The organism is Litoreibacter sp. (assembly GCF_058136045.1).
Map to the genome: position 1 here is coordinate 743,441 of NZ_JBYVDD010000003.1, position 15,485 is coordinate 758,925.

Below are 15,485 nucleotides of genomic sequence, written 5' to 3' on the forward strand. Positions count from 1 at the left end.
CAGCAGCGGAAGACGCAGCCTCGGTGGTCGCTTCAACAGCCTCGGCAGCCGTATCCGTTGCAGCTTCAGCAGCGGACGATGCAGCCTCTGTGGTTGCTTCAACAGCCTCGGCAGCCGTATCCGTTGCAGCTTCAGCAGCAGAGGATGCAGCCTCGGTGGTTGCTTCAACAGCCTCGGCAGCCGTATCGGTTGCAGCTTCAACAGCGGAAGACGCTGCCTCGGTGGTTGCTTCAACAGCCTCAGAAGCCGTATCCGTTGCAGCTTCAGCAGCGGACGATGCAGCCTCGGTGGTTGCTTCAACAGCCTCGGCTGCCGTATCGGTTACAGCTTCAGCAGCACCCTCAACCGCGTCCGCAGCGCCTTCAACGGTCTCAGTCACGGCTTCAGTCGCGGTGCTGGCCGCATCGGATGCGGCGTCTGTGGTTGCCTCAACGGCGCCCTCAACAGCGGATGCTGCTTCACCAGCCACATCTTTTGCAGCTTCCATGACGTCGCCGCCCTTGTTCATCCAAGCGTAGCCGCCAATACCCACAAGCGCGAGTATGACAACTGCAATAATTCCACGGTTCATAATCGTTTTCCCTTAATTACACAGCAGATTCACCAGAGGTATCCCCAGTTTGCTGATGCCGAGGTATGGGAAACACAGGCAGGATACAACGGGGTTTGCGCATAGTTTTTCCCCCTCAAAGCCAAATGAGCGGAAAAGCGACTTGTACGATGGGCTCAGGCCCTCTAATTTACATCCGCAACACATTTGAAACCAAAGAAGGACTTCAGGCCATAGCCCGCAGACCCCATAATGCGCCACCCGTGCGCGAAACCGGACCGCGCGTCAACGACCGCATCCGCTCTGATGAAATCCGCCTAATCGGCGCAGAAGGTGAAAACGTGGGCGTTGTAACGCCCGCCCGTGCAATGGTCATGGCCGATGAGGCTGGGCTTGATCTGGTTGAGATTTCGCCAAACGCCTCGCCGCCTGTGTGCAAAATCATGGATTTCGGCAAATTCAAGTACGAGACTCAGAAGAAAGAAGCTGAGGCGCGCAAAAAGCAAAAGATCATCGAGATTAAAGAGGTCAAGTTCCGCCCGAATACGGATACCAATGACTACGATGTGAAAATGCGCAACGTCTTCAAGTTTTTGGAAAACGGCGACAAGGTTAAAGTGACCTTGCGCTTCCGGGGCCGCGAGATGGCTCACTTGAACCTTGGCCGCGAGCTTCTGGAACGCGTCGCTGCCGATGTGGAGGCAGATGGCAAAGGCAAAGTCGAGAACTTTCCCAAGATGGAAGGCCGCCAAATGACGATGCTTATTGGCCCGCCAAGGAAGTAACCCGCGCAGCGCCTAAACGCTGACCAACAGTAATTCAAAGCCCCGTAGAGCAACCCCTCTGCGGGGCTTTTTCTATGCCTAGGCTGGGCTGGGCTTAGGCAGGTTTTGGCGCGCGGGGTTGCGGCCTTGTCGGGATTTCCTTCAACAAGCCCCCCACACCCATCCCCATGATATCGCGCGCGCCTATTGGCACGCCGCAAATCACCCGCTCCAGCACCCAATCCGCACCGTTCAGCGCAGGCGAGCGCGCGCACCCCGGAAGCCCGATAACAGGCCGCCCGCCCAACTCGCCAAGGAACAACAAGTTCCCCGGATCAACCGGCATCCCGAAATGCGCCACCGTGCCCCCCGCTTGGCGCAAAGCCTCGGGCGCCGTGTCGCGCAAATCCGAGGTGGCCGAGGCGGTCAGGATCAAAACGACATCGCCGCTTGATTGACCTAGAGTTTGCGCAAGCGGCCCCGCCTCGTGGCGGCAGTACATCGGGGCAGCCATCTGCGCGCCCAATGCTGCGACGCGGGCGGCCATGACGCGCGCCCCTTTTGACGAGCGCGGCTTGGAGAGCGTGGTCTCGATAAAATCGACCGAGATGAGTTTCGCGGTGGCCAACTTCAACGCGTCGTGGCCTGCGGTGCAGGCCTGCACCAAGGCATCTTGCGGCACCGCGTAGGAAATAATTTTGACCGTGGCAAGCATCCCGCCCACGCCCAAGCGCTGATGCTCGGGCACCGTGGCCACCGTGATCATCGGGTGGATGGCATTCAGCGCGTTGATCGCAGCCGCATCTATCTGCCCCAGCCCTGCCGCATCCGCCACGATGTTGCACCGGCCTGTCCCCACTGGTTTGATGCGCAAATTCGCCTGCGCGGCGTCTGGCACCAAGGCCTGTGCCAGCGCCAATGCGGCCTCGTCCTCATGGGTGTCTTGCGCATCAAGCCGCGCGACTGTGACCTGCCGCACCCCCGCCGCGCTCAGTTGCTCTATGTGTTTTTGCTCTAAAATCAACCCCTTACGCAAGCGCGTGCCCCCCAAATCCTCAGAATGCGCAAGAAGTGCGCCGACGGCATCCTTGATCGGTACAGGGCCAAATTCCATCAGCGCTGCCGCAGGGTTTGGATGATTTGCGCCAAGGTGCTGACGGCAATTTCTGCCGGAGACTTCGCCCCTATATCAAGACCGACCGGCGCGTGGATGCGTGCGATTTGCGCCTCCGTGACCCCTGCTTGCTGCAAGCGCTCGACCCGTTTGGCATGGGTGCGTTTAGAGCCAAGGCAGCCAAGGTAGAAGCACTCGGAAGCCAGCGCACTGTGGATCGCGGGGTCGTCAATCTTGGGATCATGGGTCAGCGTGACCACTGCGGTGCGCGCGTCCAGCCGCAGCGATGCAAGCGCCTCATCCGGCCAATCATGGAGCAAAACCTCGCCGGGAAAGCGGCTCTCGCTGGCAAAAGCCTCGCGCGGGTCCACCAGCACCGGAGCGAACCCCGCCGCATGCGCCATGGGCAACAAGCTTTGCGCAATATGGACCCCGCCGACCACCACCATGCGCAAGGGCGGGTTGTGAATGCCAACGAACAGGTCGCCCTCAAACCCTGATTTATCGGATCTAAACCTGTCGGGAAAGGCCTCTGGCCCCACCAGCCCACGCGCCCAGGATCGGATATCGACGCTATAGGCAATGGCGCGTGACGCTGCGCGGGCCGCGACCAGTTCAGCCAGCAGACCCTCCGCGATAGCCGCACCGATGGGTTCGACCAGCACGCGGATCGTGCCGCCGCAGGCCAGCCCCACCGCAAAGGCCTCGTCGTCAGATACACCGTATTCCAGCATCCTAGGTTGGCCATCGTCTAAGGCGTCCATCGCCTCGACCACCACCGCGCCCTCGACGCAGCCGCCCGAGACCGAGCCCATGATATCGCCGCGTCCCGAAATCGCCAGTTGTGAGCCAACGGGCCGCGGGGCCGAGCCCCATGTCTCAACCACGGTTGCCAGCGCGGCACCTGTGCCCGCACGGTGCCAATCTAGGGCGATGGCGGGGATATCATTGGGGTCAGTCGTCACGGAATATCCTTGTCAAAAAGCAGTTGTTTCTAGCGGAGCGCACGTCAACATAGGCCACATCCGGGCGTTTCAAAAGCACCTCGGCATAGGCTTCCAGATCCGCCATGGGGGTAATTTGCCCCGTGCCGTAAACAATACGGTTCTCGGCGCAATAGGCCTTCAGCAGATAGTCAGGCGCGCTGCTCAGCACCGGTGGCACGCCTTTGCCGGCGAAGGGCGTGCAGTCATCCGCACATAGAAAAATAGGGCCCGTTTCGGCATAGGGTTGTGGCGCGGGGAATGGGCGCGCGGCAAGGATTAACATCGGGGCCGCATTGGGGACGTGATTTAAGCAAGAGCGGCACGGCGTGGTCCCCCCGTCGCCGACAGAGTGCTCGGCGGGTTGCCCATTGGCATCCGCCCCGCCGACCCGGACGGCATCGACGAAGGTTTGATTATAAGCTGTGTAGCGCATTTGGTATCTCCTTTTTGCTGCGCCTGTTGTGCCTTGGGTTTTGCGGGCAAGCGACCCGCTTCTTGCTCTATAAGTGCGCCATAAGGCGGGCCTTCTCGCCCATGTCATCCGGGCGGCTCAGGGCCTCGGCCAGACCTTCCAGTGCCGCAATATTATGACCCGCGCGAAAGCTGTCCACATGGGGAAGCATGGTTTTGATACCGCCCGCTTTGGGGGCGAATTCCTCCCATCTAAGCAAAGGGTTAAGCCAAATTACCTTACGCGCCGACAAATGTAATCTCTGCATCTCGGCGCGTAGCGCATCGGGGTCGTCACGATCCAACCCATCAGTGATCAGCAGCACGACTGCGCCCGATCCCATGACGCGGCGCGACCAGTCTTTGTTGAACTCATGCAGGCAGGTGCCGATCTTGGTTCCCCCCTCCCAATCCTGCGCCTGCGCCCCCGCCGCCGCCAGCGCCGCGTCCACATCGCGGGTTTTCAAATGGCGGGTAATATTAGTCAAGCGGGTGCCAAAGGTGAAGGCGTGGACCTGCGCCCAGCCCGCGCCTTTGGCGTTGCTAACTGCGTGAAGAAAATGCAGCACAGCGCGCGAATAATGCGACATGGAGCCGGAGATATCGCACAGTGCCACAAGGTTCGGCCACCGCGCGCGGCGCGTTTTAAGCGACAGCTTACCCAGGTCCCCGCCTTGGCGCATGGCCGCGCGCAAAGTCGCTGGCCCATCGATTTGCGCGCCGATCAGGCTGGGCTTCATACGGCGTGAGGCCAGCGGTTTGACGGGTAAGCTGAGGTTGGCCAGCATCCGCTTGGCCTGCGCCATCTCGGCGTTGCTCATTTGCTCAAAATCAAGCGAGCGCAAGCGTTCTTCGCCAGACGTGGTGCGCGAGGCGTCGATCTCGATTTCGGTCTCATCCTCCTCTTCAACCTGAGGCACATCGCGCTCGACCCCATCGAGCAGCGCCTCAGAGGCGCGCTTTTCGGCAGGTTTGGCTTTGCGCTCTTCCTGCACGCCGCGCACCATCGGGCTTAGGGTTGCCATCATATGTTCCAGATAGCGCGGGTCGCGCCAGAACAGTCGGAAGATTTGAGCGAAGGTTGTGCGGTGCTCGGGGCGCGACACGAAACAAGCTTGCAACACGTAGAAAAAATCGGGCTTGCGGGTGAAGCCCACGGCCTCGACCGCACGGATGGCGTCGATAATGCGCCCCGACCCCACCGGCAGCCCCGCAGCCCGCAAGGCACGCGCGAACCATGTAATATTTTCCGCCAGTTTGCCGTCTTCGGGGATATCGAGGGGGGGATAGTCGATCATCGCGGCGCGCCGCATATACACCGAAGCGGGGGCCAGTCCCCGAACACGCCATACAGCGGGGGCCAGCCCCCGCACCCCCGGGATATTTGTGGAACAATGATAGGGGTAAAAACAGGTGCCACTACGGGTGTGCCAGCTCTTCGCGGACTTCCTCTAGGATGCGTTTGGCCTCTGCGCCTTGAATTTTCTGGATGTCGTCTTGGTACTTCAGGATTGCGCCGAGGGTGTCGGCGATGACTTCGGGGCTCATGGTGATGACATCAAGGGCCAGCAGGCATTTGGCCCAGTCGATCGTTTCCGCCACGCCCGGCGATTTGAACAGGTCCATTGTGCGCAGTTTTTGCACGAAACCGACGATTTCGCGCGACAGGGCCTCTTTGGCCTCCGGGGCGCGGGCGGCGAGGATTTCCATTTCGCGCTCAAAATCCGGGTAATCGACCCAATGGTATAAGCAGCGGCGTTTCAGCGCGTCATGGACTTCACGGGTCCGGTTCGAGGTTGCGATCACAATTGGCGGCGCGGCGGCTTTGACGGTGCCAAGTTCCGGGATGGTCACTTGGAAGTCTGACAAAGCCTCCATCAGATAGGCCTCGAACGGGGCGTCCGTGCGGTCCAACTCGTCGATCAACAGCACTGGCGGGCCGCCGGGCTGGGGTTGCATCGCCTCCAGCAACGGGCGCGCGGTTAGGTAGTCGTCCGAGAACAGCTCTGCTTGCAGCGCGGCGCGGTCGGTGGCGCCTGTCGCCTCGGCGGTGCGGATCGCGACCATTTGGGCGGGAAAGTTCCATTCATAAACGGCAGAGGAGGCATCCAGCCCCTCGTAGCATTGCAGCCGGATCAGGCGGCGGCCCAAGGCGGTTGCGATGGCTTTGGCAATCTCGGTTTTACCGGTGCCAGCCTCGCCTTCGAGAAAAATCGGGCGGCCCAGTTTGAGCGACAAGAACACCACCGTCGCCAGCGCGCGCCCGCAAACATAGTCCTGCTGGCCAAGCATGGCGATGGTATCGTCGATAGATTGGGGCGGTTGGATCATCGGGAACTCCTTGATGCGACATTGCTACATCTGTGCAGAGCATCGTCAAGCATTGCCCCCCGGCCAACCGCGACTATAGTCCTATCCGAACCCTTTGAGCGGAGCTATTCAATGAACGCGACCCCACAACTTTCCCCTAAAGACGCCCCTGATATGGCCCGTTTTGACTGGGAAGACCCTTTCCGCATGGAAGACCAGCTCAGCGAGGACGAGCGCATGTTGCGTGACGCCGCGCGCAGTTTTGCCCAAGACCAGTTGGCCCCAAAGGTCATTGCGGCCTATCGCGACGAGGTGGCCGACCCCGGCATGTTCAAAGCCATGGGCGCTGCGGGCCTGCTGGGCCTGACTGTCCCCGAGCAATACGGCGGCTTGGGCGCGTCATATGTGACCTACGGCTTAGTGGCGCGCGAGATTGAGCGGGTTGATTCGGGATATCGGTCGATGATGTCGGTGCAATCATCTTTGGTGATGTATCCGATTTACGCCTATGGCTCGGAAGAGCAGCGGAAAAAGTACTTGCCGGGGTTGGCCTCGGGCGATCTGATCGGCTGTTTCGGGCTGACTGAGCCTGATGCGGGGTCCGATCCATCGGGCATGAAGACCGTGGCGACAAAAACCGACACTGGATATGTGTTGAACGGCGCTAAAATGTGGATTTCCAACTCGCCGTTTGCGGATGTGTTTGTGGTTTGGGCCAAGTCCGAGGCCCATGGCGGCAAAATCCGTGGCTTCGTGCTGGAAAAAGGCGCGGAAGGGCTGAGCGCCCCAAAAATCGGCGGCAAGCTGTCGTTGCGCGCCTCGACCACCGGCGAAATTGTGATGAAGGATGTGGCTGTTGGCGACGATGCCTTGCTGCCCAATGTTGAAGGCCTGAAAGGCCCGTTTGGCTGCCTGAACCGGGCGCGCTATGGCATCTCTTGGGGCGTGTTGGGTGCGGCCGAGTTTTGCATGGGGGCGGCGCGCCAATACGGCTTGGACCGCAAGCAATTCAACAAACCGCTGGCGCAAACGCAGCTTTATCAAAAGAAACTGGCCGATATGATGACCGAGATATCGCTGGGCCTGCAAGCCTCGCTGCGGGTTGGTCGCCTGATGGATGAGGGCCGCGCAGCGCCGGAGATGATCTCGATTGTGAAGCGTAACAACTGTGGCAAGGCGCTGGATATGGCACGGGTATCGCGCGATATGCATGGCGGCAACGGCATCCAAGAGGACTACCAAATCATGCGCCACATGCTGAACCTCGAGACGGTGAACACCTATGAGGGCACGCATGACGTTCATGCGCTGATACTTGGGCGCGCTGTGACCGGGCTACAGGCGTTTTTCTAACCTCATTTGTTTCTATTCTGACCCAAAAAGGGGCGGCCGTTTGGCTGCCCCTTCACATTTTCGTGGGCAACCCTTCTTTTCTGATTATTTTAGTCGGAAACTGTTTGCAAACCACTCTCAACGTAGTATCCAATCAAAATAGTCAGAATTAACCAACTAAGTGGATTACTCCAATGACCAAAACCCCCGTAACATTTTCGCTGATCGTGGCTGCCGCGCTTGGCACCGCCCTGCCCGCATTGGCCGATGGCGAGTTGAACCTGTATTCCTCGCGTCACTATGACACCGACGAGCGCCTGTATTCCGACTTCACCGCGGCGACCGGCATCACCATCAACCGCATCGAAGGCAAAGCCGACGAGTTGATCGCGCGCATCGTTGCCGAGGGCGCGAACTCCCCGGCGGATGTTTTGCTGACCGTGGACACCTCGCGCCTTGAGCGCGCCAAAGACGCGGGCGCTTTGCAAGCAACCGAAAGCGACATCTTGGAGGCCGCCGTGCCGTCCAACCTGCAAGACAGCGACAACCAGTGGTTTGGTTTCTCGCAGCGTGCGCGGATCATCTTCTTCAACAAAGAGACCGTGAAAAACCCACCGAAAACCTACGCCGAGCTGGCCGATCCTGCCTACAAAGGCTTGGTGTGCATCCGCTCGTCGACCAACACCTACAACCAGACGCTACTGGCCTCGATCATCGAGCACAACGGCGCAGAAGCTGGTGAAGCTTGGGCCAAAGGCGTGGTCGACAACATGGCCCGCGCCCCCCAAGGCGGCGACACCGATCAGCTGCGCGGCGTGGTATCTGGCGAATGTGGCATCGCAGTTGCCAACACCTATTACTTCGCACGCGGGTGGGCCAAAGACGTCAAAGGTCTGTCTGACGGCCAAGACAACATCGGCTGGGTCTTCCCCGACCAAGAGGGCAATGGCGCACACGTGAACTTGTCGGGCGGCGGTGTCGCGGCACATGCTCCGAACAAAGACAACGCGGTGAAATTCCTCGAGTATCTTGTGTCCGAGCAGGCTCAAAGCTACTTCGCCAACGGCAACAACGAGTTCCCAGTTGTTGCAAGCGTAAAAGGCAGCGCTGCCGTTCAAAAACTAGGCGAATTCAAAGCCGATGCCGTGGATCTCTCTGCGGTCGCCAAGAAGCTGCCAATGGCGCTGGAAACCTTCAACAAGGTAGGCTGGGAATAAGTCTCCCGACATTTCTCAGCAGACGATGGGAAGGCGCGGTGGGAAACCTCCGCGCCTTTTCTTATGCCCGCTTAGCGTCGCCCGACTTGGCGGCAAATCAAGATCACGGGCAGCAACCCGATGGCCACAATAACCAGCGACGGCACCGCCGCGCCCTCTAGGCGCTCGTCCGAGGCAAGCCGGTAAGCCTGCACCGCCAGAGTGTCAAAGTTGAACGGGCGCAAGATCAAGGTGGCGGGTAATTCCTTCATCACATCGACGAAAACAATCAGCAACGCAGTCAGCAAACTGGGGCGCAATATCGGGAAATGCACGCGGCGCAAGGTGCCCAAAGCCGTCTGCCCCAAGGCGCGCGAGGCCGCATCCATATTGGCGTTCACCGCCACCTGCCCGCCCTCGTAAGCACCCAAAGCCGCGGCCAGAAAGCGGATCATATAGGCCATAATCAACAACCAGATCGACCCGGTGATCATCAACCCCGTTGAGATGTCAAAGGTCGCGCGCATCCATGCGTCCACTGCGTTGTCAAAGCTGGCGAACGGCACCATCAGGCCCACGGCGATCACCCCGCCCGGCACCGCATACCCAAGCCGCGCCACCGAGGTCGAGATGCGTGCCAGCAGCCCGTCATCCAAGCGCTGCAAATAGCCCAAAGCCACGGCGGCGATGACCGTGACCAAAGCTGCAACGCCCGCCAAAGTGACCGAGTTCAACGCAAAAGCCATATAGCGCGGTGTGAACAGGTTTTGCTCGCTGTCCATGCCCATGATTATCAGGGCCACAGCAGGCAACAGGCAGCCAAACAAAACTGGAATGGCGCAGAGCAACGTCGCGCCCCACTTGGCCCAGCCGCGCAATAAGATCGGGGCCATGACCTCTTGGCGCTTAGAGCCGCCATGGTATTTCGCCCGCCCACGGGTCGAGCGCTCCAGCACCGCCAGCACCAGCGCCACCGACAAGATACCAAGCGCCAGTTGCGCCGCCCCTGCCCTGTCGCCCAGCGACAACCAACTGGCGTAAATTCCGGTGGCAAAGGTCTGCACGCCGAAATACGCCACGGTGCCGAAATCCGCGATGGTCTCCATCACCGCCAGCAAAACGCCCGAGGCAATCGCCGGGCGCGCCATCGGGATCGAGACCTTTATGAAGGCCTGCCACGGGGTCTTGCCCAAAGCGCGCGCTGCCAGAAACGAAGTGGCGCTTTGCTGCAAGAACGCGGCGCGCGCCAGTAAATACACATAGGGGTATAGCACCAACATCAACATGATCGCCGCCCCGCCGACCGAGCGGATCTCGGGGAACCAATAGTCGCGCGGCCCCCAGCCGGTGATCGCGCGCAGGCCGGTTTGCACCACGCCGGGGTGATCCAGCACATGGGTGTAGGCATAGGCCAGAACGTAAGCGGGGAAGGCCAGCGGGATCACCAAGGCAATTTCCAGCAGCTTGCGCCCCGGAAACTCAGTCATCGTGACCAGCCAAGCCGCCCCCGTGCCGATCAGGAATGTGCCAACCGAGACCAGCGCGACCAGTAATAATGTGGTGCGGATATAGCGCCCCATCACGGTGTCGATCAAATGGGACAGCGTATCACTGCCCCCCGTCACCGCCGCCAGCGCCACCGCCACCATTGGCAACAGACAAATCGCGGCCAGCACCACGGCGATGCGCCGCAGGCTTTTGGGGCCAGAAATGGTCTGGGGGGATTTGAGAGCACTAAACATGCCCCCGTCTTTACGCCTGCGCGCGGGCGTTGAAAAGGCAAGGCTTACAAAAACGCTCGGACACTACGGGCGGCTACTAAATTCTGGCCCTAATGCGTCGTTTTGACCTTCTCAACAGTAAAGAAGAAATCCTCGGGGATGTCCTCCATCAAGGCCACCTCATCGGGCACCACATCTGGCCCTGCCAAAAACACATTGGCCCCGAAGTAATTGTGCATCTTCGCCAACTGCTCCATGCGCGGGCCGGTCAGGTCTTGGTAGAAGTTCGAATAATTCTCGGTCGCTTTCAGCTCCGCAATCTTTTCGCGGTGCTTTTCGACCGAATACTCATGCGCCGCGCGCAACTCAGGGTCAGCCATGAGCCGGTCAAATTCTGGTTGCATCAGCGCCAGTTTGGTCTGGGCAGATGCGTTTTCTTCCCAGTTGTTATTCATGCGAAACCAGTAGCTTAGCCCCTGATCGCGATCTACATGATTAACCCGACCTCGATCACGCTTCACCAGAAAACTCTCGGCCGAGCGCACCGCATAATGGTTCAGCGTCACGAGGTCATAGCCATAGCTGTCCGTGGTCGAACGCCAGCCATTGCGGATCAGCTTGCTGGGCATGGGTTTGCCTGAGCCATTCACCCATTTGATCCGATCCCACAGGTCCGGTTTCAACCCTTTGGGGCGATGGACCCCCATCTTTTTGTAGATACCGATGTTGCGAAACAGCGTCTTGAAACCCCAGGCCTGATGCGGCTTACGGCACAGTTCTGGCGCGCATTGGGTGAATTGGCTAATCAGTAAATCGTCTTTATATTCATGCACATCGCCGTTGCCATACAGCCGCCACGTCAGCGAGATCATGTTCGCATCGCCCACGGCCCGGTACAGATCATCCAGTTTCCCCGCGCCCACATGAATGTTGATAAATTCATCCACATCCATCGAGATCGCCCAGCCCGCATTCTTGAACACAGTTTCGCGGCCCGCAGCATCCAACGCCCAGTGCTGGGGCTTCAACTTGGTGCCCTCAAATTTGTTGTCACGACGTTGTAGAATGCCGCGCTCTTGCAGCAGGTCAAGCAACTCGTCGGTGCCATCGTTGCAATCGTTGGTATAAACAAGGAAATCATCGACCCCAATGGCGCGGTGGAAGGCGATCCATTCCAAAATGAATGGCCCCTCGTTTTTCATGCAGGTCACAATGATCGTGCGCCCGCCGTCCGTGGCCTGCCCCGATGGCTCCTCCATCTTGCTTTCAGGGGGCCGGACGGGCTTGTGATCCCAAATATCGCGCGCCATTTCCAGCAAGCTCTCATCCTCGATCAACGAGGTTTTAGGAGCCAGTTCTGCGGCGGAACTCTTGGGGTGTCTAATCGCCATTGCGCGCAAGAAAACCATGGCCTCATCGGGCTTTGGCTCCGCGTCGATAATGCGCACAAAGCGCCAAACCTTATCGCTGCTCAACCGCGACGGGGCCACGCACCAGCGCCTGTTGGCCCGAGGGTTTTCAAACTGACGGCAAATGTGATCGCCAAACTTTGGCTTCTTCTTGGGCCGCACCCGCCATGGGTAAATCCGTTGCCCAACCAGTGGGATCACACCAACAGAGCTGTCGTGAACCGCCACAAAAGGCTGCGCACCCGGTGTCAAAATATCCGTCAAGTCGAGGTTCATTACCGCCCTCGCGCGGCTAAGGAACCGCCATTTGGCCCATTCATAAAGCGACAAATCAGCCAAAGGCGCAGTCTGCGGATCGGTTGGCAAGTCATTCATACGGTCTTTGCCCGGCGCATCCGGCGCGTTGAACGGATGCGAGGCAGGCGGTAAATCTAGGGCACCGAGTGGTATTTTCGACTTAATATGCACCAGCCGTTTTAGGCCAACAGCCTTTGATAGGGCTTTAAGTTTACGTTCAAACCCTTTCTCTTTATTGGGTTTTTCACGATCAATCAGTAACACTGCCTGCAAGCCGTGGCCCACAATATGATAGTTCAGCCACTCCTCTATCACCTCGATCGTCTCGCCATTTCGCTCCACGATGCAGACGTTCATATCCGTGAATAGATCCGTCTCGGGGGCTTGCACGGGCAGTATCAGCTCCCCCTCTTTTAGCGCCATTTTTATATGATCAGCGGGCTTATCCGCACGGCCGATAAACATCGGCCCGCCATTGATCATCCGCGCCTCAGAAAATTTCGCACATCCCTGACGGCCCTTGGGGTAAAACGGATCATATGAGGTGCCGGTTTTGAAAAACACCCGCAGCCCCATACCGCCGACAGGGTCTTCCCAACCGATACAGTCCAGCGCCACAAGGCCCTGATCTTCAACAATATTCAACTCACGCTTTACATAAATACTAGTCTGATCCATGCGCCAACCCATAGCGCCTGATCAACCCGAGCGCCACCTCATCGCGCAAATGAGCTGCCCCTTCAGCCAACAATAGCCGCCCATAAAGCTTCAACAACTCCGGCTCGCCCATCATGGCTTCAAAACGCGATCTATGCCAGTTTCGCGTGGCTTCCAGCGCCGCCTTTACCCCTTCGAGTGCAAGGAATTCATCCATGACAGCCTGCGTTGCAGGGGCCATATGCGCAATCGAGGCATCCTCTACGGTGTTGAAATTACGTTCCACCCAATAGGTCAAATCAACCTGTTTTTGTTGATGATTAGGCAGTCCACGGGCGCGTTTAAGCATAAACTCCGCCGCTGAGCGGACGGAATAGTGGTTTAATTGCACAAGATCTCGCGCAATCGGTTTGCCCCAATTCATAATCTGACCGTCATTTCCAGCCAAGGATGCAGGCACAGGCGCGCCCGACCCGTTAGCTATTCGCGGCACCCCGTGGCGCTCCGGGTTCTTTTGCTTGGGACGGTGAACGCCCAATTGTCGGAACGGGCCGTCGCGCCGAAACAACGATTTGAAGTAGCTCCCTATCGCCGGAAAAAGCAGGTTTTCAGGGGCTGCACGGGTAAAGCGTTGGGTCGTCATCGCGTCGGAAATCTCCGCATGGCCCGCATGTCCAAACAGCCGCCAGGGCAGCAAAATCATATCCGCATCAATTTTATCTATTAGATTAGGAATGGACTGCAAGTCACTACTAACATTTATAAATTCATCGCAATCAATGCAAGAAATCCAATCTGAATCACGCACCAGCGGATGGTCCCAAGCCGCCCTCAACGCGCGCCATTGCGGCGGCCTCGGGCCATCTTGCAACGGGACATGGGCCACATCTGGCAACAAGTCCAGCAACGCCTGCGTGCCATCCTCGCAATCATTGGTGTAGACCACAAAATTACGAACCCCGGCCGCCCTGTGATGGGCAATCCATTCCAATAAATGTGGACCCTCGTTGCGCATGGTCGTGACGATTGTGATGTTCATATGACGCCTGTTGCTTATTTGAACCGTTTTCCCCGTAAAACGAATCAGCTTTTCCTTGCGTTTTAACCCCTCTTTTGCGAGAATCGAAACAATGATAAAAATGAGCGGGGATTAACTTCGCTTTTGAGAGGCAAACCAGTGTCTAAAGATTATGCGATTGCGCAGCTGTGGATCGGCGGCAACTTATCCTACATGGAGCAGCTTTGTGCTGTGTCCTTCCGCGATGCGGGGCATCATGTAAAAATGTACACCTATGGCGATGTTGGTAATATTCCCGACGGAATCGAGGTATGCGACGCCAATGAAATCATGGAGTTGGGCACGGTTATTGCCCATAAGCGCACCGGATCGCCTGCCCCGCAGGCCGACAAGTGGCGCTACAATATGCTGGCCAAAACCGATGACCAGATTTGGGCCGACACCGATGCTTACTGCGTAAAGCGCTTCACCTCATCCAACGGGCATTTTCATGGCTGGGAAAGTGACCGCCACATCAATAATGGCGTCGTTGGCCTGCCCGCAGATAGTGACACGCTGGCTGGGTTGATTGACTTTACCTCCGATGAATATGCGATCCCTGAGTGGTTTTCGGAGGAGTTGAAGGCCGAGATGCGCGACACTCCTGTCCATGTTGGGGAGCAGTCTTGGGGCGTTTGGGGGCCGCAGGCTTTGACGCATTTTCTGCACAAAACCGGCGAGCATAAATATGCCATGCCGATTGAATCGTTATTCCCGATCAGCTTCAAAAAGCGTCGCATGATGCTGAAGCCCAATATGGATTTGAGCCATTATATCACCGACAACACCCTCTCTATTCACTTCTGGGGGCGCCGCATGCGGATGCGGATTATCGAACGCGAAAATGGTGAGCCGCATCCAGATAGCCTTATTGGCAAGCTCCTGAAAAAGCACAAGATTGTACCGTCAGATGCGCCGCTTCCAAAGTCAAACCCGCATCGCCCGAAAGAGCCTACGATGATCTCCGGCACGTCAATTCCTGTGGTCAGCAATGCTGATCGAAAGGGGCGCGGCGTGCCTAATCTGACTGACATGGCGGACGCGCGTGGCTTGGATCAAGGCACTTCGAAGCACGGCTTTACTGAGTTGTATCAGATGTTGTTGAACCCGCTACGCAGTCGCGCAATTCACTTTGGTTTGCTCGGGTTGAGCGAGCCCGCGGCGGTCGAGATGTGGCTGGAATACCTGTCCAAAGCAAAGCTGACCGGCATTGATTCCAACGCGTTCTCCGGCGAAGCGGACGCGCGCCTTAAGGTCATTCGCGCCACCTCGGATGCCGTCGAAACGTTAACGCGCGCCGTCAAGAATGTGGCTCCGTTTGATGTTGTTCTGGACGACGCCTCTCACGCGTCCCACCACCAACAAAATGCTTTTGTGGCGTTATTCCCGAAGCTAAAATCGGGCGGGCTTTATATCGTCGAGGATCTGCGGTTCCAGCCTAAAGCCCTAGAGACGTCTGGCTTCCCCCGCACTGCCGTGCTGTTTCAAAACTACCTGCACGAAGGCGGTTTTGCGCATCCTGATCCCGACCTGCAAGACGCACTGAACGGGTTTCGCGAGGATATTTCCGGGTGCTTTATTTTTCAAGCCAAATGGCACAAAGACAAGCGTGATCAAGTGCTTGTCGTGCATAAGCGCTGAT

12 protein-coding genes and 1 pseudogene are annotated in these 15,485 nt (G+C 58.2%); 4 read left to right on the forward strand and 9 right to left on the reverse strand.

Annotated elements, in window-relative coordinates; all coding sequences use genetic code 11:
* Nucleotides 1–571: pseudogene (locus tag AC3Y7R_RS04995) on the reverse strand (hypothetical protein); the annotation flags it as partial.
* A gap of 242 nt (nt 572–813) precedes the next feature.
* Between AC3Y7R_RS04995 and infC the strand changes: the two are divergent.
* Nucleotides 814–1,335 carry a translation initiation factor IF-3 gene (infC, locus tag AC3Y7R_RS05000; RefSeq protein WP_490040897.1) on the forward strand — a complete coding sequence of 174 codons (522 nt, stop codon included), beginning with the start codon at nt 814–816 and terminating at the stop codon, nt 1,333–1,335.
* A 94-nt stretch (nt 1,336–1,429) separates the two neighbouring features.
* On the opposite strand, the gene AC3Y7R_RS05005 is transcribed toward infC, so the two are convergent.
* From AC3Y7R_RS05005 to AC3Y7R_RS05025, 5 genes are all read right to left on the reverse strand, one after another.
* Nucleotides 1,430–2,428, reverse strand: a complete 999-nt coding sequence (locus AC3Y7R_RS05005) for a molybdopterin-binding protein (protein ID WP_490040898.1) — start codon at nt 2,426–2,428, stop codon at nt 1,430–1,432.
* Nucleotides 2,428–3,393, reverse strand: a complete 966-nt coding sequence (locus AC3Y7R_RS05010) for an XdhC family protein (RefSeq protein ID WP_490040899.1) — start codon at nt 3,391–3,393, stop codon at nt 2,428–2,430. The genes AC3Y7R_RS05005 and AC3Y7R_RS05010 overlap by 1 nt, the downstream gene beginning before the upstream one ends.
* On the reverse strand, nt 3,383–3,847 hold the full coding sequence (locus tag AC3Y7R_RS05015) for a DUF1203 domain-containing protein (RefSeq protein ID WP_490040900.1): 465 nt from the start codon (nt 3,845–3,847) through the stop codon (nt 3,383–3,385). The genes AC3Y7R_RS05010 and AC3Y7R_RS05015 overlap by 11 nt, the downstream gene beginning before the upstream one ends.
* Nucleotides 3,848–3,914: 67 nt before the next feature.
* Entirely contained in the window at nt 3,915–5,162 is a 1,248-nt protein-coding gene (locus AC3Y7R_RS05020) for a vWA domain-containing protein (RefSeq protein ID WP_490040901.1), read from the reverse strand.
* Nucleotides 5,163–5,283: 121 nt separating this feature from the next.
* Complete coding sequence (locus tag AC3Y7R_RS05025; protein WP_490040902.1) at nt 5,284–6,195, reverse strand: AAA family ATPase; 912 nt, start codon at nt 6,193–6,195, stop codon at nt 5,284–5,286.
* 111 nt (nt 6,196–6,306) lie between these two features.
* Here AC3Y7R_RS05025 and AC3Y7R_RS05030 point away from each other — a divergent pair, with 111 nt between their 5' ends.
* Together AC3Y7R_RS05030 and AC3Y7R_RS05035 are read left to right on the forward strand one after the other, a co-directional pair.
* Complete coding sequence (locus AC3Y7R_RS05030; protein WP_490040903.1) at nt 6,307–7,527, forward strand: acyl-CoA dehydrogenase; 1,221 nt, start codon at nt 6,307–6,309, stop codon at nt 7,525–7,527.
* A gap of 173 nt (nt 7,528–7,700) precedes the next feature.
* Nucleotides 7,701–8,723 (forward strand): extracellular solute-binding protein, encoded by a 1,023-nt coding sequence (locus AC3Y7R_RS05035; RefSeq protein WP_490040904.1) that lies wholly within the window; start codon nt 7,701–7,703, stop codon nt 8,721–8,723.
* Between the two features lie 71 nt (nt 8,724–8,794).
* On the opposite strand, the gene AC3Y7R_RS05040 is transcribed toward AC3Y7R_RS05035, so the two are convergent.
* From AC3Y7R_RS05040 to AC3Y7R_RS05050, 3 genes are all read right to left on the reverse strand, one after another.
* The gene (locus tag AC3Y7R_RS05040; protein WP_490040905.1) at nt 8,795–10,444 is read right to left on the reverse strand and encodes an ABC transporter permease; all 1,650 of its coding nucleotides are present in this window, start codon (nt 10,442–10,444) and stop codon (nt 8,795–8,797) included.
* Between the two features lie 89 nt (nt 10,445–10,533).
* Nucleotides 10,534–11,625 carry a glycosyltransferase family 2 protein gene (locus AC3Y7R_RS05045; RefSeq protein WP_490040984.1) on the reverse strand — a complete coding sequence of 364 codons (1,092 nt, stop codon included), beginning with the start codon at nt 11,623–11,625 and terminating at the stop codon, nt 10,534–10,536.
* 1,168 nt (nt 11,626–12,793) lie between these two features.
* A complete protein-coding gene (locus tag AC3Y7R_RS05050; protein ID WP_490040906.1) occupies nt 12,794–13,825 on the reverse strand; it encodes a glycosyltransferase family 2 protein in 1,032 nt (343 codons plus the stop codon).
* Between the two features lie 138 nt (nt 13,826–13,963).
* Between AC3Y7R_RS05050 and AC3Y7R_RS05055 the strand changes: the two genes are divergently transcribed.
* Complete coding sequence (locus AC3Y7R_RS05055) at nt 13,964–15,484, forward strand: class I SAM-dependent methyltransferase (RefSeq protein ID WP_490040907.1); 1,521 nt, start codon at nt 13,964–13,966, stop codon at nt 15,482–15,484.
* Nucleotide 15,485 lies beyond the last annotated feature (1 nt).